Raw genomic sequence first — 20,073 nt, 5'->3', positions numbered from 1 at the left:
CAGGCAAGCCAATCTGTCGGTCTACATCACTCTTTCAATAAACGTATCAGTTCGCAAATTGCGTCCACGTTGTCGATATAGGTTTGTGACGAAACAACACCTTCGGGTGGAATGACTTTTTTGCCATCCTGATTGCGTACGAATCCTTTTTCCAGCCAAGCACCGTCGTCGTTTTGGGTTTGCATTGCTTTCGTCGCAGCAGCGCGAATGGCTGCATTTGACTGGAACTGAATCGGAGCGTCGGGATCGTTCAGCACAGCCAAATAGTCTCGCTCAATTTCATCCAACTGCGACTCCCGAATAAACCCGTAGTGATCAGGCATGTCGGCATCGTCATAAGTGATTTGGTAAGCCTTATCAAAGTAGAGAGGCCGATTGGTTTTTAGTTCGTAGTAGCGTGCAAGTTTTCCATCGTCACGCAAGCATGTTTTCAAATACGCCAACGCTCGCGGGATCGGCTCTAAGAATTTTTTATCTTTCGTTTCGCGGTAAAGTCGGATCAAAGTCCGCATCGCATCTTGGGATTCACCGCCGGTGATCGCAGGCGGTTCAAACTTGCGATCCCAAACGGGATGCATGATGTGGTTGTACTGCTGAGCCCAAGCAGGTTGTGGATCCGGCATCTGAGCCAGAATCAGAAATTCGCCACCTTGTTTCGCGCTATACCAAAAACGATCGTCGTTGTAGATCTTTGCGCACAGCATCATCGTTTCGATCATGTTCATCGTTTGACGATCATTCAGCATGTAACAACCAGTAAAATCGTTCTGCGATTTCTTGGTCCAACGATCGGGGTACGATGCTTTCACAATCGGATAGTGAGTTTTGCTGGGAGATTCCAGTGGAAAGCGATCGTAGTTATGGCCCCAGGCACCGATCGGATACTGTGATCCCATGACCGACCGCAGCGCGTACATGACCGCTTCGTGAACTTCGGCGTCCTTGAATTCAAGCGATTGATCAAGGGAAGCCAAAAAACGAATCACCGACGGAGTGGTATCGTCATCGATCAATGTTCGGTTTGTCTTGTACTTACGAGTCTTCCAGACTCCCCACCCGCCAGGCCATTGATGAGGCAAAATCTTATCGCGCCCGCCATTTGGACCAACGCGGTACGGGATCTTCTTGCGAGCCTCTTCGTCCAGTTCGATGGAATACCCCCAGCCACCGCTGCGCAACTGGCCACCAATCAACACGTCTCCCGCATCTCTGGCAGCCTGCAAATGAATGGGATCACCTGTCGCCCGATAAGCTTTTAACATTGCCATTGCGACTGCTGGCGCACCAGGAGGCTGAACCCAGACACGCTCGGGCCCGGCGACACCTTCGCCATGGCTTAATTTTCCATCCGCACTGGAAAACCACGAGTACCCACCGTGAACCGATACGCGATCACGCATAAACTGCGTGGCAGAGGCAAGCGTTTTTTTGGCGACCGTCAACTCTTTTACTCGGGGGCTGTCATCGGCGTGAAGAGTGACTGACACTCCAGCCAAAACGGCAGCGAACAGAATCTTCCACTGGATCTTCCACTGGGCTGGGCAGTTCATTTTGCGGGGGTTCCTGCAGGTCATCGAATCGTTCACTGGAAAACGGCTCACTAAAAAATGGCTCATTGAAACAGACCCGCAAAAAATCAGCGGGTGATATACGACTGGCCAAACTTCACAAAAGCAGCCCCCTGTCAAACAATGATCCTTCACTCGAATCATTTAACTTAACTTAATCGACATTGGACCCCACAGTGGAACTACGAGATCAATACGGCGGGCTAATTTTTGATTGCGACGGTACGTTGACCGACTCGATGCCTTTGCACTTTCTTGCCTGGCGCGAAACCATGGACCGCTACGGCATCAAGTTTACCGAAGAGCGGTTTTATGCGATGGGAGGAATGCGGACACAAAAAATCGTGACGATTCTGTCCAAGGATCATGGCATCAGCATCGATTCCGTCGCAGTCGCCGCGGAAAAAGAGGCCGCTTTCATGAACCATATCAGCCAACTGGAGCCGCGAGCGGACATTTGCCAGATCGCCAAAGACTACGCTGGTGAAATGCCCATGGCGGTTGCGTCGGGCAGTGAACGCGAAGTCGTTTTGGCTCAATTGGAGATCATTGGATTGACGCAGCTATTTGATGCGATCGTTGCAGCAGAAGACACTCAGCTACATAAACCCGAACCCGACGTTTTTCTCGAAGCAGCCCGGCGTCTGGGTGTTGCCCCCGACACTTGCCTGGTTTACGAAGATTCGCCGCTCGGTTTTCAAGCAGCCACAGCGGCAAGCATGGATTACGTTGACGTTCGCATCGATCACTCGCAAAGCTAAACTCCGTTCCCACCGCACTGGCAGCCCACTCTGTCGATAGAAACTTTTTCCCAGGCAAGATGCGATGCAGAAAATCAATCGTCGCGAAGCACTGCAGAGATCGACGACCGCTATCACGTCGTCGCTCGCTACGACGGGCCTCATTGCAACCGGACTCGCTGCGACCAAACAAAACGCACCGGCGGCCGAGGCGCCGACTGTACTGGTAAAGAAACGCCGCGTGCTACGTGTGCTGGGCACGCACGTGACACTCCAAGAAGAACTTCGCCAGCGAGCTCAGTCAGACCTGGGAATCGAGCTCCAGTTTTCACCTGGCGGAAGTGCAGAAGTGCTTCATCAGGCGTCGACACAACCCGCATCGTTTGACCTGTACGAGCAATGGTCCAACAGCATCCGCGTGCTCTGGCAAGCAGGAGCCATTCAGTCGATCGACACCACACGCATCCGGTACTGGTCGGAGATCAACGAACTGACAAAAACGGGCAGACTTTCACCGGACGCCAAACTAGGCGCGGGCGACGCGCCTAATCGAATTTTGTATGTTCAAGAAAAGGACCAATTGGGCAACGAAGAAACCAAGCGAGTTAGCTTTCTTCCCTACGTCCACAATGTAGATTCGTTTGGCTACAACGCGGACGTGATCCCACGCGGAACCCCCTACGAATCCGAAAGCTGGGGATGGCTACTGGATGAAACGCAGCACGGGAAAGTTGCCATTGTCAACGAACCAACCATCGGGCTGTTTGACCTCGCACTGGCCGTCCAAGCAAAGGGCCTAATGAAGTTCGCAGACATCGGTGACATTACCAAAGCAGAGCTGGATCAACTCTTCACGGTCTTGCTGAAAATGCGACGTGAAGGCCACTTTCGCGGCGTTTGGAGCAGCGTTCCAGCGTCCGTCAAAATGATGCAACGAGGGGAGACAACCATCGCAAGCATGTTTTCGCCTGCTGTCTTTCAGCTGCGTGAACAGGGCATCGATTGTGTTTACGCATCACCGCGCGAAGGCTATCGGGCTTGGCACGGCGTGATGTGCCTTTCGTCTGCGACGGACGGTGATACAAAAGACACCGCATATGAATACATGAATTGGTGGCTCTCGGGCTGGCCCGGCGCATTCATCGCCCGCCAGGGTTATTACATTTCCAATCCCCAACGGTCCAAGAGTGAGCTGAGTCCAGCCGAGTGGGATTATTGGTATCAGGGTAAACCCGCATCCGAGGACCTTCCGGGAACGTCTGGCGAAACCGCGGTCACGGAAGGAAGTATTCGCGATGGAGGATCTTACAAACGTCGATTTAGCAACATTGCGGTATGGAACACCGTGATGAACACGTACGAACACAGCTTGCTTCGCTGGAACGATTTCTTGTCGGGATAGCGTCGTAAACATCTGACTATCTGACCGATAATCCTTATCAACCGCTTATCGTTTTTCACTCCGTATTAACAAGAGCCTTTCCCCCATGCTCGGCGACAACCACCAGCCGTCCCTGCGCCGGCGAATCTATCGCACCTGCGTCGGGCTCGTCGCGTTGTGCGTCTTGAGCACAGCAATTGGGTGGATTGGCCAGACCAAACTGATCAAGTTCTTTGCCGTCTACGAGCGATCCGAACAGACTCTCAGCAAGGTGGGTGAACTCGATCGGAACGTGCAAGAACTCAAAGCACGGTCGGAAAAATATCTCAGCACGGGCAATAAATCTCAGCTCACAACCGCCCTGGGACTTCAGCGCAGCCTGCTTTCCCAAATCGACAACGTCAATCAGCAAACCAACGCGACTGGTTTGCATCAGACGCTTAGCGAGATGAAACAATCGCTGATCATGTTTGCCGATCAGCTCAAACACGCTTCCCAAGAACGCGACTTACGTACCAGGCTGGTCTTTGACGATCTGCCGTCCCAATACGACAGTGTCGAACAATCGATCAACCAGCTGATACTTTTAGCCAGCGAAGAAGCGACTGGCTTGGACGCCGAGCTTGTCGAACTCGTTCAATCACACGCTTCTTCCTACCAATCGCTTCAGAAATATTTTATCGAACCGGACTACATCGCATTTAGAGATGCGATGGACGGGATCGCGACATCGCGCAGCTTGGTAGAAACAATCGAGGAAAAAAATGATTCAGCAGCCGTTCTTGAACTTTGCGCATTGCTCAAGAAAAAGCTGGTCGACTTCAAAAGCTCTGGCACGCGGGCTTTCCAAGCCACTCGCGGCTACATGTACTACTCCAACGTAGTCATGTCGGGCGAGATCTCTGAATTCGTGCACTTCTCCGACAAAGTCAAACGCTTTGTCGAATCCAATCGCGAACTGAATCGCCAACGACGGACCAACGCGACAACCCAATCCCGTTGGTTCGGGCTCCTCGCGTCGCTGGCTGCACTGGCGTTTGCGATTTGGATGGCAGCTCGCCTGTCCTATCGTATCGTTGTTCCAATCTCGCGCATCACCGAAACATTTCGCAAACTGGGCATGGGGCAAACAGTCGACGAGATACCGGCTCTCGATCAGGATGATGAAATTGGCCGAATGGCGCGAGCCGCACGAATCTTCAACGAAAAGAACCTGGAAACACGCGAACTGCTCCATCGGTCTCAGCGGCTTTCCGACGAATTGGCGGACAAAGCCAAAGCCCTGGAACTGACCAACCAAGAGCTAGACAATTTTGCTTACATCGCTTCGCATGACTTGAAGTCGCCTCTGCGTGGAATCAACCACCTTGCCCAATGGGTCCAAGAAGATTGCGGCGACCAATTGCCCGAAGAGTCACAACTCCACTTGCAGCAAATGCAAGAACGCGTGATCAAAATGGAAATGCTGCTAAACGAATTGCTGGAGTATTCGCGTGCGGGACGAATCGACGCGATTCCAGAAGTAGTCGACACTCACCAGATTGTTCATTCGATCGTTTCTTTGATCGAAGTTCCTCGGGGCATCCGCATTGAAGCGATGCCTCCGAGCGTCGAGTTCTACACATCAAAGACGCCGCTCAATCAAGTTTTGCTGAACTTAATCACCAATGGCGTGAAGTACATCGACCGCGAAAGCGGCGGCGAAATCAAGGTTCGTGCTGATCGCGTCGGCGACTGGATGCACTTTGAAGTTTCCGACAATGGCCCCGGAATCGAACCCAAATTCCATAAAAAAGTGTTCGAGATGTACCAACGAGTCACCAATGCCAAAGTCGAAGGAACGGGCATGGGCTTGGCGATCGTCAAGAAACAGGTCGAACGACTTGGTGGTGAAATCAGCCTCAAAAGCAAACTTGGCCAAGGCGCAGTATTTTCATTCACCTGGCCTTGCAGTAATCCTGCTGACGTAGAGATTCCCGGCAGTGCGGATGCGATCGGTCCAGAGCCCACGGATTCGTCACATGGACAACGTTGAATTGCGCATCGGCGACCAACTCAGTCGTCGATCAGATTCCGAATCTGCTTACGAACTCGTTTGGGCATGACGTAACGAGGATTTCCCGCATCGTCCTCTTCGCCATTCGGATCGGGAACCAAGAACCGCATGTCCAAGCGGTTTTCTAGCTTTGCAAAAATGGCTTTGGTCGAACGCATCTTGTTCTTGGACAAATCCAGCGCGTCGTCAAATTCTGCCAGTGAACGCGGCTGTTCGTTCAGCCGAGCAATGCCTGACAAAAATCGCCAAACGCCGCGGCGCCGGACACGTTCCAATTTTTGCTTTAGGGTCGATTTTGCGTCGATCATGTCATCGGGTCCGTGTCGGCCGCGATGCTTTTTTCGACCGCGACGCGGCGGACCCTCAGGTCGACCGAGCGACGTGTCGTCGCAATCAAATTTGGGCCGTGGACCGTCCGGGTCTCCGCCGGGCTCGCATCCTCGCGACTCGAGCCGCCGAACGCGGCGACGCAGATGGTGAAGGGCTTTTCGGCAGTCGGCCGAATCCTCCAAGTTGACCATTAAAAATGTCATAGGTGGCCTGTCAGTCAGTGTGCATGTCAAAAGAATCAGCCACCAATATAACATTACGCAGGGCGTACGCAAGACGCACGCAAATAATCAATGGCAGATTTGCGTCGGATCGCACGACGGCGCACCAAAACCCGCTCTTGGAACTCTGAATTTCGACCGGATCAAAGCCAGAAACCATCGATTTCGCCCGCAAACCCGCTCCCAGCGTGATCCACCAGACTCACGAATGGACAAATGCCGTTAAACGGACCGAAAGCGGGCTAGGAATCGTGCCATTGCAAATAACATCGTGATTCGATGCCCCGGCTGCTTCATTCGCGGCACGCAGCGAGTAGTACTCGTAATTACCGCGTTGACTTCTCAGCGTGCCGGCGCCTTAGCGCACCGACGTTGCCTGGGCAAAATACCGCCCCCACTTGTCTCCCTCAAAAAACGCTTCGATGCGTCGCCCTTTCCGATGATCAGCCGCTTCAAAGATTCTGTCCCCGCCCTGCGGGACGCGCACGTGGTCGTGTTGACGAACTATTTGCGCCGGCATCACTCGCTGGTTCTACAGGAGGTCACCAAACAGGTCGGCAAGCTGACGATCCTCTTATCGACGGATATGGAACCCGATCGAGCGTGGCAAGCGGATTGGGGAGATCTCAACGTTCGCATCCAAAAGAACAAGATGATCACCGCCAGATGGAAACACTCGTCAGGATTCAATGAACCGAACTTCATTCACATCCCCACTGACACGGTCAAAACGCTCAAAGAACTGAAACCGGATATCGTGTTTAGCTACGAGATGGGCATGCGGACGGTGCTCAGCAGTCTCTACCGACTGACCCATCGCAAGGTGCCCTTGGTCATGGTTGGAAACATGGCCGATCACATCGAAAACGAGCGCGGCATGCTTCGTCGATTGACGCGACGATTCATTAAATCACGCGTCGACTATGCCACGTACAACGGCCCAAGCTGCAAGCGTTATTTGGAATCGATCGGATTTGCCGAAGAACGCCTGTTTCACTTTCCGTATTGCATTGATCACGAAACCACTTACGGCGGCGCACAAACTTTCAGCGACGACGGGCATCGCCGACTGTTTTACTGTGGCGTGATCAGCGATCGAAAAGGAATTCTTCCCTTTACACAATTGCTCGCTGATTACTTGAGCAAGAACGATCACACACGCGTTACCCTTGCAATTGCGGGTGATGGACCGCTAGCGGACCAAGTCAAGGCATTGCAGAGCGACCGACTGGAGATTGATCTACTGGGGCACTGCAATAGCGAACAACTTTCCGCGGCGAACCAAGCGGCTGACATCTGTGTCTTCCCCACGCTGGGCGACGAATGGGGACTGGTCCCCATCGAAGCGATGGCCTCGGGACTTCCGGTCCTGGGGAGTGTGCTGGCTCAGTCAGTCGAAGCCAAAGTCATCGAAGGAAAAAACGGCTGGCGATTCGACCCGTTGGACGATGAATCGATAATGCGATCGATTGATACGGCTTTACGGACGAGCCAAGTGAAATTAGCGGCGATGAGCGATGCGGCACGAACCACCGCCGCCGACGCAACGCCGGCAAATTCGGCTGACTGTTTCTGCAACGTGGTTCGTACCATCAGCGGAAAGACTGCCTAAGCGGCGTGCACTGCCGTCGTAGAAACCGATGAATCGCCAAGAACCGTTGACTCCCTGCCGCGCCCCTGTTTATGATGCGTCCATGACAAACAACTTGCTCCTATCGCTGCTACTCCTGCGACGCCTCTCCGGCGGGCGATAAGGGTTTGTCACGATCACCACGCTGTGATCCCAAAATACAAGACAACGTTCCCGAGTCGCTCTGGTCAGAGCAGCAGACTCGGGTTTTTTTATGCCAAAACCTTAGCGTTTCCTTTCATCGCAATTCAACGCGAGACACCAGAATGTCGAAATACCAATCGTTTCCGCCGATCAATTTGCCCGATCGAACCTGGCCCAACAACACGATCACCCAAGCGCCAATATGGTGCAGCGTTGACCTTCGTGACGGTAACCAAGCGCTGATCAATCCGATGGGCCCGGCGAAGAAAATGGAGCTATTTCGCACCCTTCTACAAATCGGTTTCAAAGAAATCGAAGTTGGATTTCCGGCAGCATCGGAGACGGATTTTGCATTCGTCAGGGAATTGATCGAAAACGATTTGATCCCCGATGACGTCACGATCCAGGTGCTGACACAAGCGCGGCCGCATTTGATCGAGCGGACGTTTGAAGCAATCCGCGGTGCGAAACAATCGATCGTGCACCTTTACAATTCCACGTCCGTCTTGCAGCGCCGCGTTGTTTTTAGCGCTGACAAAGCCGACGTCGTCAAGATCGCGGTCGATGGAGCCAAGCTGATCCACCAGTTAGCCTCCAATGTCAAAGACGACACGATTCGGTACCAGTATTCGCCCGAAAGTTTCACCGGCACCGAAATGGAATTCGCGGCGGAGATTTGCGATGCGGTCTGTGACGTCTGGCAACCGACGGTCGATAACAAAGCGATCATGAATTTGCCTTCGACCGTTGAACTATCAACGCCAAACGTCCACGCAGACCAAATCGAATTGTTCTGTCGTTTGTTCAAACACCGCGAACAAAGCATCATCTCGCTCCATACCCACAACGATCGTGGAACAGGAATCGCCGCATCCGAACTGGCACTGTTGGCCGGCGCAGATCGCGTCGAAGGAACATTGTTTGGCAATGGCGAACGAACGGGCAACTTGGACATCGTCACGATGGCACTGAACATGACGACGCAGGGGATCGATTCGACGTTGGATTTTTCCAATATCAAGGAAGTCCGCCGCGTGGCCGAATTTTGCACCGAAATCAAAGTCCCCGAACGCATGCCATACGCGGGTGATCTTGTCTTCACCGCGTTTTCTGGGTCGCATCAAGACGCGATCAAGAAGGGCTACGACGCAATGGAAGAAACCGGACAAGATCTCTTCGAGGTGCCTTATCTAACGATCGACCCGGCGGACATTGGCCGGCAGTACGATCCGGTGATTCGCGTCAATTCCCAATCCGGCAAAGGCGGAGTCGCATTCCTAGTCGAAAACGAACTTGGCTTTCGTTTGCCACGACGTCTGCAGGTCGCATTCAGCCAAGTGATTCAGAAAATCACCGACGAAACCGGCGAAGAAATCGGTTCGCGTGAAATCGCGACGAAGTTTGTCGATACGTACATCAATCCATCGGCAACGTTAGTTTATCGATCGCACAAACCTGTCGAATGCGACAAAGAAAACGTCGAACGTTACCAATTTGAATTCACCTACCAAGGCGAAGATCACACGATCCTGGGCGAAGGCAACGGACCGCTCGATGCATGCGTCCACGTGCTGACAGAAACATTTGGTTTGCACTACGACATCAAGGACTACAACGAACACGCCATGGAAGCCGGTTCGGGTAGTTCGGCAGCCGCGTACATCCTGGCGCAAAAACCCAACGGAGAAGAACTGTTCGGAGCCGGCACCAGCAAATCGATCACCAAAGCATCCATCATGGCTCTGGTCGCTGCCATCAATCGTTCGCTCTCAACCTAAGCAGCGATTTCTAAACGCAACTGTTGAACGCAATGCAACAGACACAGCGATGTGTCCCGCCGGCCTGAATTTCTTTTCAGCAGCCAGGCGGGGCACAATGCGATCGAGCAATTCAACCGCGGAGAATCAACGATGTTTCGTGCCACTTAACGTGGGGTCGATCCTAGCTGTTGGTATCGCCATCGAAATCGAGCAAGTCGATATCACTCGCACTTTCTTCCCCGGCGTCAGCTGGTTCGTCCAATTCGACATTCACTTCCAAACCCGCACCAAAGCTGTCGTCATTTGAATCTGTTTCATCGTCGGTCAAATCCAATTCAGCGGAAGCATCATCGCCCTGCAAATCTTCGTCAGCCGATGGTTCCGCGAAAGTCAGTTCACCGGTAACGGGATCTTTGACCAACTGCAACGATGCTTCGTCGGGTGCAAATCCCGATTCGCCACGCAACAATTGAATCTCTGGCGAGAGCTCTGAATTACCGTCGGCATCCTCATCAAAATCAACGGCGACGTCGGGATCCAGTTCGTCTGTTTCTGCAGTGACGTCCTTGTCACCCAGCAGATCACCGACGTCCAGTGCATCTGGCTCCGCTTCCGATTCGATCACACCGGCATCAACAGTGTTCTCTGATAGATCACTAAGCTCCACGTCGTCCACATCCGCTGCTTGAATCTCGTCTTCGCTAGGGTTGGGATCCAAGTCCAATTCTTCATCGGCGACATCGAATTCTTCGACCGCCTCCGGTGCAATCTCCTGGATGTCAACAACCGTGTCGTAGAGCTCTGACGCATCATCGACAATTTCGTGTACGCCGCTCACCTCCGCCGCGTCACCAACTCCCAGCATCCCCATTGCGCTCGCCGCTATTGCTGCGCCGGCTCCCGTTAATCCCGCAACGCCCAGGGAGTCGCCTTCAGCAGCGGACATCGATGCGGCGTCGTCTGATTCGGCATCGCCCGACCGACTAGGAAAAATCGCGTCCACATTTCCACGCAGCACTTGGTAGCCCAATTCAATCGCCTGTTCTTCGCTCCAGCCACAGTCACCTACGAAATAGTCGGCCAGAACATCGGCCAAAATATTTCGGTACATGTCAAACTTGGGCCAAACAAATTCCAGCTTGTACGCATCGCTGTAGTAGCCAATTTGCTTGTTGCGAGGAACTGCTTCCAAGCGTGCCGCCGTGTCGCGTTTGATAAACGACGGCGTGTTGCTGTACCACCAGTGACCGTTCGTGATCACATTGGGAAAAATCCAAGCATGACTGACCAGCTCTTGGTTGGTCACACTTGCCAGAACAGAGACGGGAAATTTCACGTCCGGAAAAGCGTTGAACAATTCACGATACTGCGTCAGCGAAACGCGGCTGTCGTAGAGGTCTTGCCCTTGATAAACACCGCCCGGATACACGCCACGGTTAACGCCGATCATCAAATCAAACGGCACACCAAATTCATCACACAGTTCCGCCAGCGTCCAAAAGACTCGGCGTGATAGCGCAACATGATGCGACGCGTCGGCGTCGACGCCTTTGGTCAAAATGGCATCGAGCGCAGTTTCCGCTCGTCCATCGGCAACTTGACCGGGCTGAAAATCAGGTGGAATCGAAATGGCGCAAGCCCGCGCGCCACGTGGAACAAAATGCTCAAAACGCTGCCGTAGCGATTCTCGCAGGCTTTGCAGCGAACCATCCAATTCGATGCCGCTGCACGCCGCCAGTCTTTCGCGCGTCTGGCTTTTGCCAAGATGAAACACAAGATCATCGGTGCGCAAACAAGGGATGTATGTATTGGTGTCGAAGCCTTCCAAATCGTCGTCAAAATCGTTGGTCAGAAAGACCGCTTCGACGTTACTTTTGTCCAGCACCATTTCGGGCCACTGCGCTGAACTCATTCTTTCTTCGGCAGTATCAAACAACGACTCCCAATTGGAAGCGGTGATCCGGTCTTCTTCAAAGTCAAAGAACGTTTTGCAGATATTGATCAGCCATTGGTAGTTGGCCGTGTTCTCGATGTTCGGCAAGCCTTCGACCAAACGCCCGACCAGCTCGCGCGGCGAGATCCCGTCTTCTTCGATCCGTGACTTGGGCATCCCGGCCGAATGGACCAATTCGGTGTAGTAGTGGTAGCCCAGAATGTCGGCCAGGGTTTGCGAACCTGGATTGTGCGGATTGATGTGCGTATGAGGATCAACCAAACGGATCGAAGCAATCGCTTCGTAGATAGAATCGCGAGCAGACTGTGACATTTCAGCGGGGGGCGTGTGAATCGAAGGGCAGGGGAGTGGTGTTAAATCTCAAACCCTCAACATAGTCGCTGACATAATTTCTCGCAGTCTCTCTGCACCCAACAATTTTGCGGAGATCGCCAAATCCCCCGAGCGGAAGCCTGTTGAAGGTCCGATTCTGCGGACCCCCGATTCTTTTCGCGTCGATTACGAGACAAAATCACGCGACAACCTGCAAAAAAGACCTTAAACTGTGGGCTCCAATCTTCGCTGCAGCGTCTCGTTGCCACAGCGGCCGTTGGCTTACGAGTCACCACCCAGCAATTCTTCCCTTGTGGAGTTGGTCCAACGATGACGCCAGAAGATCCCGCCGATGCTCGCCGGCCCGACGATCACTGGCCCAATGGTGACCAGCCTGACGATCCATGGCGAGATGATTTCCGCCTCAGCGAATTCCGACCGGATGATTTCCGGTCTGAACAGAACTCCCCGCAGCTCCAAAGCGAAGTTCCGGTCGACGCAACCGATCCATCTTTGCCAGCCAATTCGGCGCCGCAGCGGCCCGCCCAGGTATCGAAAGTCGCTTCGAATCCCGTCGCACCACCTCGAGTCAGCCCCAACAGCCTTCAGCCACCGGCTTCGCTGGAAATTCACCGCATCGACAACTCGCGGTCGACCGAAGTGACACTGGCGGGTTCACGAAAAACGTCTCCCACTGGCCAAAAATCTGACGCCAAAACAGCTGCCCCGAAATCGCCGCCGACAAACCAGCGAAGCACACAAACGCTGCGACGCCCCGACCCCATTTTGCAAAGCTTGATGCTGCTGGTCACGATGGCGTGCATGCTTGCCGCAGCCCGTTACGCGGTTCCTTCAATCGTCGAAGAAATCCGTTTCGCTTGGCATCGCGGCGAACTGCGTGCTGAATACGAAACCGGTACTGACGGCCTAAAAAACGTCTCCCTGGACACGCTTAGCCAAGCCTATCAGATGGTGACTTCGGTCGTCGGTCCGAGCGTGGTTCACATCGAAGTCGAGCGTCGTTCGCCAGCGAATCAATCTCAAGTCAATCGTTTGCTTTCCACTCAAATGATGCCGGCGGCCGATCAAGGTAGCGGTGTGATTGTGGACAAAGCTGGCTACATCGTGACGAATCGCCATGTGATCGCCGACGGAGAAGACATCACGGTCACGCTCAGCGACGGCCGTGAAGTCGGCGCATCAATCGTCGGCACCGATGCCCTGACTGATTTAGCGGTTTTGAAGATCGATGGCACCGGCTTGATTCCGATTCAGTGGGGCGACAGTGATCGAAGCCGCGTTGGTTCGCCCGTCTGGGCCGTCGGAAGTCCGTTTGGCTTTGATCGATCCGTCACATTTGGAATCCTGAGCGGCAAGCACCGCATGGTCCGCGCGAGCACACGCTACCAAGATTTCATGCAAAGCGACGTCGCGGTAAACCCCGGTAATAGTGGCGGGCCGTTAGTTGATGCCAAAGGACAGTTGATCGGCATCAATACAGCCATCGTCGGCGACACTTACCAAGGCGTCAGTTTTTCGATCCCCAGCAATGTTGTAAACGAAGTCTACGAACAATTAATCCGTTCAGGACGCGTCGACCGCGGTTGGCTAGGCGTTTCATTGGCGGAAGTTCCGGACGACCAGTTTGTCGGCGAAAACCATCGGATGCGGGGCGCATTGGTGGGCGGTTTAGCTGATCGTCGGTCACCAGCAGCCATCGCAGGCGTCCTGCCCGGTGACATCATTACCGCCGTCGACGGCGTCGAGATTCGTGACATGGGTCACTTGATGCGAATCATCGGAAACGCGATCGCTGGATCGGAAGTCGAATTGTCAGTGCGACGCAAAGAATCAGCCAACACGATAACGGTCAAAAAGCTCCGCGTCCGGTTAAACGCTCGCCCCACCGAATTGACTCCATAGCCTGGTAGGGGCTGGATCTGTGGAACCGCCGCCCAATCGGACACGGCAAAGCAGATTGGACGACTAGTTCGCCCACGCAGATTTCACGAGCGTCGCCGTCCAGCCAAACTGCGTGCGATCCGTCGTTGATTCTCCCACACCCTCGTGAAAGTCAAACAACGCAACCGTTGATTCCAGGGCCGTCAGGTCCTCCGCGTCTGTCGCTGGGGCGGGCAGTGGCGAATTGGAGAGGCGAATGCGGTGAATATCACCCGCGAAAAACCGATCCCAGTTTTCGTCTGGAAAGAGATCCCCGGGCACTCCGCCAAAACACAAAGTCGGTTCGCTCGAATGAAGCTGATATTCCAGCGGACGCGTATCGACTTGCTCTCCATTTAGCCACAGCTTCAAATCAGCACCTCTCCGCTGCGCAGCGACGACGCAAGTCTTGCCCAAGACAAATTCTTGATTGGACACGACAAGAGTCGACTCGCCATCACGCAACGAAGCCACACCCCATTTCTTGCCGTTTGCGGTAAACAAAACCAGGCTTTCTGAACCTGTCCAAGTAACAATGTTCGCAGGCAGTGGTCCGGCGTGTGGTGTGACAACCGCTTCGATCATTGCATTGTCACTGACGGGAACATCGAATCCAGGAACGATCGCGTAACTGGTCCGACCATTGAAATGCAAACCCGAACCACTGGAGAGACTCGCCCCCGACACGCCATGCTGCATCAATGGTTTTGCAACCAACCATCCAAGCACCAGAATTCCGCAAGCGACTACTGCCAGCGATAGCTGACGAACGATCGGTCGTTGCCGCCCAACAGTCGCTGATTCGCTGGCCACCACGTCGCGCTCTCTGCCGTCCGACAGCACACTGGTCACTTCCGCCATCGAACCTGGCCGTTTCGCCGGATCCTTGTCCATCATCTGCTGGACAAACTGACTAAGCGGATCAGAAATGCCTTTGCCAGTCGAGAAAGCCGACAGGGCAGGTGTTGGTGAATTGGCATGCTTCAAAACCACATCGATCGGCGAGTCGCCCGTGTAAGGAGGACGGCCGCTGAGCAGGTAAAACAATGTACAGCCAAGACTGTAAATGTCGCTGGCAACACCCGCTCGTTTCGGTGACCGAGCTTGTTCGGGCGACAAGAATTCTGCTGTGCCCATCATCTGGTGCGATTGCGTCAACGGCTCAACCGACGCATCGCGATCGGGTTCCAAATTCAGTCGAGCGATCCCTAAATCCAGAATCTTGACTTGGCCATCAGCGTCGATGACTAGATTACTGGGCTTCACATCACGGTGGATGATCCCTGCATCGTGTGCGTACTTCAAACCGCCCGCTGTCTGAATGCCGATCTCGATGACTTCCGATTCAGGCAATGGGCCGCGCGTCCGCACGGTGTCCGAAAGCGTTGCTCCTTCGACCCATTCGGTGACCAGACACAACTCACCGTCCACATCGCGTGCATCAAACGCGGTGACGATGTTCGGATGCGACAAAGACGCCAACGAATGAACCTCGCGTTCAAAACGTTTTCTGGCCACAGGATCTTGATAGATACTTTGTTGCAACAACTTGATGGCAACCCGCCGGCCCATCAGATTGTGCTTCGCCCGGTAGACTTGCCCCATGCCACCACTGCCAGCCAATCCTTCGATCACATAGTCGCCTATCTGCTGGCCTGGATGAAAACGATTTGCGTCCACCGGCCCCGCAACCGTGCCTTCGACAAGCGTGTCCACCAAGTCGGTCGACAGTGACGGAAACTCACTTTCGTACACGCTGCGTTCCACCGGCAAGCCGAACTTTCGGCGGTACTGAATGTCAATCGCCACCAACTCTTCAACCAGAGCTCCAAGAACTCTCTGATCAGTGCAATCAACCGTTCCTAAGAACTCCGAAGGCGACGCATCGCGTGTCTGCTGCCAAAGCAATTCGAACTGGTCACAGTATCGATTGACCAGAATCATCTGCTCGGGTGGTAAAGAATCGAACGTGGAAGGTGTTGGTTCAATCACGATCGAATCTTGCTTCCCAGAGTGCTTTGATAGTTTTCAATTTGCGTTGAACAGTTCGCTGAGAGCAATCCAATGAAACAGCAATCTCGCCAGCCGAGCTTCCTTCGATACTTGCAATCGCAATCGTTTGCAAAGCACCGTCTCGCGTTTGCCGCAAGCAATCTAACATGTTCTCAAGTGTCTCCGATGCAGCCGCTGCTATGGCGGGCGTTGGCTCACGGCTGCAAAGCTCCTCGATATCCGGTTTGGGCTCATTGCCGGCGGGGTTGTCGCGCGTGTTCCGCTTGAGCCGATTTTCGTGTCGGATCTGGTCGATTGCTTTGTTCAGTGTGATCGTAACCAGCAGCGGCCACAGATTGACATCTTCTGGATCAAGCGAGATGCGACCTGCCCGAACGCCCAGACAAAAACTCTTGAAAGCGCTCAGGGCAATATCTTCTTCGTCTCGAGCTGCGGCTGGTGTGCCCCCCATGCGTTTTCTGGCCAGCAGTACCATCCGCCGAAAGTACTTGTCCCAAAGTTGGGAGGTCAGTTCTGGATCGCCTGAACGCAATCTCGCATGCCAGTCAGAAGATGCCAGGCTGCCCGGATTTTGATCGTTCGCAGAGGCGTCCGTCACAGTCGTATCCGTGAAAACGGGATTCATCGAAAAGTTGCCAGCAGGCCAAGCTGGCGTAACGCGTCAACGGCACTTTTGACGCGGCGGCACCATGTAGTGTGATTTCGCCAGTTTGATGAAGCAATGGGTTGTTTGACGGCTCTTTTCGCCGGGCGAATGACGCCTGAGGCGGGGCAAATCACATTCGTGCACGAATCTAGCGATGGAAAGCGGACTTTTCTTGTCGCGATTCCAAAGTTTTGGCGAGTCACCTTCCAGAAGGCATTTCCCACTCGTTCCATTACTCACAACCACACGAGCCAATCATGACGCGCATGCACCGAATCTTGTTTCTTGTGCTTGGCCTGGTTGCCACATTTGCGACATCTGGCAACGCCGAACTTGTGACCGTGATTAACCCCAGTTTCGAGGACATTAGCGGTGAAAACTTCACGAATGGCTTTACCTTTGGCCCGCTGAACAACGGTTGGGGGCTTTACGATCCAAATTCGATCACCGGCGGCGGTGCAGGCGGCACGTACTACATCGGTACATTAACGCCAAGTGCTGGCTCACCGTTCTTTCCGGGCGGTGCAACCGATGGCCAACGAGTTGGGATTGCCTTCAATTTCGAAGGCAGCGGTGGGCAAGGCGAATACGGAATGCAACAGACATTGGCCGCCACCCTCCAGCCCAACACCGCCTATTCGCTTGATGTCGATATCGGAAACATTGCGTCGGGACCATCCTTCGACCTAAGGGGTTTCCCCGGCTATCGCGTCGACCTGTTGGCCGGAGGCGTTGTGATTGCGCAAGACAACAACTCGCTGAGTGGTTCCATCGCCGAAGGAACCTTTGAAACCAGCAATATTTCCTTCGCGACAACTGAATCCCACGCCCAACTAGGCCAGTCACTTCAAATCAGACTCGTCAACATAAACCAAATCGACGCGTTATTCCCTGACTCAGATCTAGAAGTTGACTTCGACTTCGTCAGACTCAATGCAACCGCCGTTCCCGAACCGTCAAGCTTTGCTCTGCTTCTCGCAGGCACAGTGATTGCGACCGTCCGACGCAGACGCCGCATTCGGCCAGCCAATTAGTTGCGTAGCGAGATTTCCTACCGACCTAAAACTCTGGCTGGTGGACTTGGCTGGCTAAGTTGTCGATGGACTGTTCCATTTCGGCCATGAAGTTGGCGCGATCACCTTTCCATGCCAGCGGTTCGCCTACGAAAACGTCGCAGAAGAATGGCACGAGAACGCCTTCGCCCTTGGGCAACGCCTTTCCTAGACCGTGTAGAAACACTGGTGTGATCGGGACTTCGGGGTGCCGTTTGGCGATGTGCGCGACACCGGTTTTGAACTTCTCACGCACTTCGGGTTGGCCGCGACTGCCTTCGGGAAACAGCAGCAAAATCTGATTGTCCTGGATCGCTTCACTCAAAGCTGCCAGTGGATCCGTGCGAACACCCTTCATGTCACGCTTGAGCGGAATAATTCCGATGATCTTGGTCGAAAACCATGCCATCCATTTATTGCGCAAGAAATGGTCCGCAGCAGCAACCGGGCGAACGCAGTGCAAGCGGTTCATCCCGAACAGGGCCATCAACACCATCGTGTCCAAGTGGCTGTTGTGATTTGCGACGACAATTGCTGGACCGTGCTTGGGCAACCGATCCAAGTCGCGTGCGTTCAATCCGATCACTACCAACACGAACGGCCGGACGATCAGCAAAAAATACAAGTATCGCAGTGCGTTGTTGATCATCTCGCCACCACTTCACCGTAACAGTAGTAAACGAAGTGAAAAAACAACGGCGCGGTGAACGTCAGACTATCCACGCGATCCAAGATTCCGCCGTGGCCGGGCAAACTGAATCCGGAATCCTTGACGCCCAAATCGCGTTTGAGGGCGGAGATCGAAAGGTCCGCAAAGAAACCACTGATGCCAATGATCAGCCCTGCGATTGCCGACCGCGTGAGATCCATGCAAGTCAACCACGGCCCCAACACACTGGCCAAGGCTACGGTCGAGGCAACGCCGCCTAGCAAACCGCCCCATGTTTTGCCGGGGCTGACTTTCGGCGCGACCTTGCGGCTTCCCAGCATTTTTCCCCAGCAAAACTGTGCGATGTCGTTGAACTGAGTCAGCAACACCAGCAGAAGCAACAAACTGACTCCACTACACGCAGCCGCTGCTTCGGATGACCACTGCGGCTTAACAAGCGACGTTTCGCCGGGCGTCAGCACCAGCAGATACGCCGCGTGGGACAAACTGAACACCGTCGTCATCAAACCCCAGTGCAGCGTACCGACGGCTCGCAAGAAACCGTCCGTTTCGCCGATGCTGACCATCCGCGTTGGCAGCCACATGAACATGTACACGGGAATGAAAATGATGAACAAACCAAACCAATGGCTGTAAATCCAATAGTACTGAATCGGAATTGCCAAATACGCCCAAAACAAAACGCGATGATCGGCGCGCCTAGTCGGAATCAACGACAAGAACTCTTTCAGCGCCAGGAAGCTGACGAACGCCATAAAGACGATCGATGCCGTTTGACTGATGAGCAAAACCAAACTGAACAGTCCAACGATCATCCACCAAGTTTTCAGCCGCAGTGAAACTTCGGTCAAATCTCGCGTCGGGTTCTTTCGCGTGGCGATCCATAAGATCGCGTTTGACGTGACCAACGCGACGACGATCCCAAAGAGCGTCAACAAAACGTGCGTCGACAAATGATCAAACATTAGCAGCCTCCGATGCCGCAGCGCGCTGTCGCATCAACAGTCCAATCCGCCTGAGTCGTCGAACGGATGTGACTGCGCCTCCGACAATCACCAGCACCAGCGAGACGCCGACGATTCCGATGCCGGTCGCCGTGTGAATCGGTTGCCAACTTATCGGCAGGATCGCGCACACTGCGCAAGTCGCAGTCATCAAAGCCATCCGATGCGGTTTTGCCATCGGCCCCAAAAAGACTTGTCCCACACCGACGCTGGTTCCCATTGCGCGAATGTAAGCGACGTACACAGCCACGACACCAGTCGTTAATCCCAGATCCAATCGCCCACCTACGGCCAAGCCCGCGCCAATGAAGATTGCCACATCAGAAATCCGATCGGGCACTTCGTTGTACAGTTCACCGACCGGCGATGCTTTGCCGCCTTCGATGGCGACCATTCCATCCAACAAATTCGCGATCAGTCGTCCTTGAATGCAGACACCCGCGATCAGCCAAAGAGCACGACGGTACCAATCGACATCCGCTTGTCCAGTATCGATTTGGTTCGTCAACGCCATCGCGATTCCCGCTGCGATCGCAAACACGATGCTGAACGTGGAAATCATGTTCGGTGTGATCGAGCTTTTTGCCATCCAAGCAGCCAAGCGTTGAAAGATCGCCCAGCCGCGCGTTTTCAGCGGGCGCCGGTTATCAC

Annotated in this window: 15 protein-coding genes; 7 read left to right on the top strand and 8 right to left on the bottom strand. The window is 53.9% G+C overall.

The window, feature by feature from the left end; all coding sequences use genetic code 11:
- Positions 1 to 26: 26 nt before the first annotated feature.
- On the bottom strand, positions 27 to 1,550 hold the full coding sequence (locus tag K239x_RS04155) for a pectate lyase (protein ID WP_419189651.1): 1,524 nt from the start codon (positions 1,548 to 1,550) through the stop codon (positions 27 to 29).
- A gap of 194 nt (positions 1,551 to 1,744) precedes the next feature.
- Between K239x_RS04155 and K239x_RS04150 the strand changes: the two genes are divergently transcribed.
- The 3 genes from K239x_RS04150 to K239x_RS04140 all read left to right on the top strand — a co-directional run bounded on the left by K239x_RS04150 (position 1,745) and on the right by K239x_RS04140 (position 5,724).
- Complete coding sequence (locus K239x_RS04150) at positions 1,745 to 2,329, top strand: HAD family hydrolase (protein ID WP_145416390.1); 585 nt, start codon at positions 1,745 to 1,747, stop codon at positions 2,327 to 2,329.
- Positions 2,330 to 2,393: 64 nt separating this feature from the next.
- Positions 2,394 to 3,710 (top strand): ABC transporter substrate-binding protein, encoded by a 1,317-nt coding sequence (locus K239x_RS04145; RefSeq protein ID WP_145416389.1) that lies wholly within the window; start codon positions 2,394 to 2,396, stop codon positions 3,708 to 3,710.
- Between the two features lie 85 nt (positions 3,711 to 3,795).
- Positions 3,796 to 5,724 (top strand): sensor histidine kinase, encoded by a 1,929-nt coding sequence (locus K239x_RS04140; protein ID WP_145416388.1) that lies wholly within the window; start codon positions 3,796 to 3,798, stop codon positions 5,722 to 5,724.
- A gap of 20 nt (positions 5,725 to 5,744) precedes the next feature.
- Here the strand turns inward: K239x_RS04140 and K239x_RS04135 are convergent, their stop codons facing one another.
- Positions 5,745 to 6,053, bottom strand: coding sequence for a hypothetical protein (locus tag K239x_RS04135; RefSeq protein WP_145416387.1), 309 nt, complete (start codon positions 6,051 to 6,053; stop codon positions 5,745 to 5,747).
- A 682-nt stretch (positions 6,054 to 6,735) separates the two neighbouring features.
- Between K239x_RS04135 and K239x_RS04130 the strand changes: the two genes are divergently transcribed.
- Together K239x_RS04130 and leuA are read left to right on the top strand one after the other, a co-directional pair.
- On the top strand, positions 6,736 to 7,908 hold the full coding sequence (locus K239x_RS04130) for a glycosyltransferase family 4 protein (protein WP_145416386.1): 1,173 nt from the start codon (positions 6,736 to 6,738) through the stop codon (positions 7,906 to 7,908).
- 284 nt (positions 7,909 to 8,192) lie between these two features.
- Positions 8,193 to 9,848, top strand: a complete 1,656-nt coding sequence (gene leuA, locus K239x_RS04125; RefSeq protein WP_145416385.1) for a 2-isopropylmalate synthase — start codon at positions 8,193 to 8,195, stop codon at positions 9,846 to 9,848.
- 163 nt (positions 9,849 to 10,011) lie between these two features.
- Here leuA and K239x_RS04120 read toward each other — a convergent pair whose 3' ends face one another.
- Positions 10,012 to 12,096 carry a glucuronate isomerase gene (locus tag K239x_RS04120; protein ID WP_145416384.1) on the bottom strand — a complete coding sequence of 695 codons (2,085 nt, stop codon included), beginning with the start codon at positions 12,094 to 12,096 and terminating at the stop codon, positions 10,012 to 10,014.
- A 330-nt stretch (positions 12,097 to 12,426) separates the two neighbouring features.
- On the opposite strand from K239x_RS04120, the gene K239x_RS04115 reads away from it, so the two are divergent.
- Positions 12,427 to 14,019 carry a S1C family serine protease gene (locus K239x_RS04115; protein WP_145416383.1) on the top strand — a complete coding sequence of 531 codons (1,593 nt, stop codon included), beginning with the start codon at positions 12,427 to 12,429 and terminating at the stop codon, positions 14,017 to 14,019.
- Between the two features lie 63 nt (positions 14,020 to 14,082).
- On the opposite strand, the gene K239x_RS04110 is transcribed toward K239x_RS04115, so the two are convergent.
- Complete coding sequence (locus K239x_RS04110) at positions 14,083 to 16,029, bottom strand: serine/threonine protein kinase (RefSeq protein ID WP_145416382.1); 1,947 nt, start codon at positions 16,027 to 16,029, stop codon at positions 14,083 to 14,085.
- The gene (locus tag K239x_RS04105) at positions 16,022 to 16,675 is read right to left on the bottom strand and encodes an ECF-type sigma factor (RefSeq protein WP_145416381.1); all 654 of its coding nucleotides are present in this window, start codon (positions 16,673 to 16,675) and stop codon (positions 16,022 to 16,024) included. Before K239x_RS04105 ends, K239x_RS04110 begins: the two co-directional genes overlap by 8 nt.
- A gap of 278 nt (positions 16,676 to 16,953) precedes the next feature.
- Between K239x_RS04105 and K239x_RS04100 the strand changes: the two genes are divergently transcribed.
- Positions 16,954 to 17,730, top strand: coding sequence for a PEP-CTERM sorting domain-containing protein (locus K239x_RS04100; RefSeq protein WP_145416380.1), 777 nt, complete (start codon positions 16,954 to 16,956; stop codon positions 17,728 to 17,730).
- Positions 17,731 to 17,755: 25 nt separating this feature from the next.
- Here the strand turns inward: K239x_RS04100 and K239x_RS04095 are convergent, their stop codons facing one another.
- From K239x_RS04095 to K239x_RS04085, 3 genes are read right to left on the bottom strand one after another with little or no spacing between them, the layout of a single operon-like run.
- Positions 17,756 to 18,397, bottom strand: a complete 642-nt coding sequence (locus K239x_RS04095) for a lysophospholipid acyltransferase family protein (protein ID WP_145416379.1) — start codon at positions 18,395 to 18,397, stop codon at positions 17,756 to 17,758.
- Positions 18,394 to 19,383, bottom strand: coding sequence for a phosphatidate cytidylyltransferase (locus K239x_RS04090; RefSeq protein ID WP_145416378.1), 990 nt, complete (start codon positions 19,381 to 19,383; stop codon positions 18,394 to 18,396). Before K239x_RS04090 ends, K239x_RS04095 begins: the two co-directional genes overlap by 4 nt.
- On the bottom strand, positions 19,376 to 19,984 hold the full coding sequence (locus K239x_RS04085; protein ID WP_419189650.1) for a CDP-alcohol phosphatidyltransferase family protein: 609 nt from the start codon (positions 19,982 to 19,984) through the stop codon (positions 19,376 to 19,378). The genes K239x_RS04090 and K239x_RS04085 overlap by 8 nt, the downstream gene beginning before the upstream one ends.
- Positions 19,985 to 20,073: the final 89 nt, after the last annotated feature.

The organism is Stieleria marina, assembly GCA_007741555.1.
Taxonomy (GTDB): domain Bacteria; phylum Planctomycetota; class Planctomycetia; order Pirellulales; family Pirellulaceae; genus K23-9.
This window is presented reverse-complemented; position numbering and strand designations above follow the sequence as displayed.

Excerpts from the sequence above, each read along its gene's own strand:
- K239x_RS04135 (WP_145416387.1), bottom strand. The coding sequence starts at position 6,053 with ATGATCGACGCAAAATCGACCCTAAAGCAAAAATTGGAACGTGTCCGG.
- K239x_RS04120 (WP_145416384.1), bottom strand. The coding sequence starts at position 12,096 with ATGTCACAGTCTGCTCGCGATTCTATCTACGAAGCGATTGCTTCGATC.
- K239x_RS04100 (WP_145416380.1), top strand. The coding sequence starts at position 16,954 with ATGACGCGCATGCACCGAATCTTGTTTCTTGTGCTTGGCCTGGTTGCC.
- K239x_RS04145 (WP_145416389.1), top strand. The coding sequence starts at position 2,394 with ATGCAGAAAATCAATCGTCGCGAAGCACTGCAGAGATCGACGACCGCT.
- K239x_RS04155 (WP_419189651.1), bottom strand. The coding sequence starts at position 1,550 with ATGAACTGCCCAGCCCAGTGGAAGATCCAGTGGAAGATTCTGTTCGCT.
- K239x_RS04105 (WP_145416381.1), bottom strand. The coding sequence starts at position 16,675 with ATGAATCCCGTTTTCACGGATACGACTGTGACGGACGCCTCTGCGAAC.
- K239x_RS04130 (WP_145416386.1), top strand. The coding sequence starts at position 6,736 with ATGATCAGCCGCTTCAAAGATTCTGTCCCCGCCCTGCGGGACGCGCAC.
- K239x_RS04090 (WP_145416378.1), bottom strand. The coding sequence starts at position 19,383 with ATGTTTGATCATTTGTCGACGCACGTTTTGTTGACGCTCTTTGGGATC.
- K239x_RS04095 (WP_145416379.1), bottom strand. The coding sequence starts at position 18,397 with ATGATCAACAACGCACTGCGATACTTGTATTTTTTGCTGATCGTCCGG.
- K239x_RS04085 (WP_419189650.1), bottom strand. The coding sequence starts at position 19,984 with ATGATTTCCACGTTCAGCATCGTGTTTGCGATCGCAGCGGGAATCGCG.
- leuA (WP_145416385.1), top strand. The coding sequence starts at position 8,193 with ATGTCGAAATACCAATCGTTTCCGCCGATCAATTTGCCCGATCGAACC.
- K239x_RS04140 (WP_145416388.1), top strand. The coding sequence starts at position 3,796 with ATGCTCGGCGACAACCACCAGCCGTCCCTGCGCCGGCGAATCTATCGC.
- K239x_RS04115 (WP_145416383.1), top strand. The coding sequence starts at position 12,427 with ATGACGCCAGAAGATCCCGCCGATGCTCGCCGGCCCGACGATCACTGG.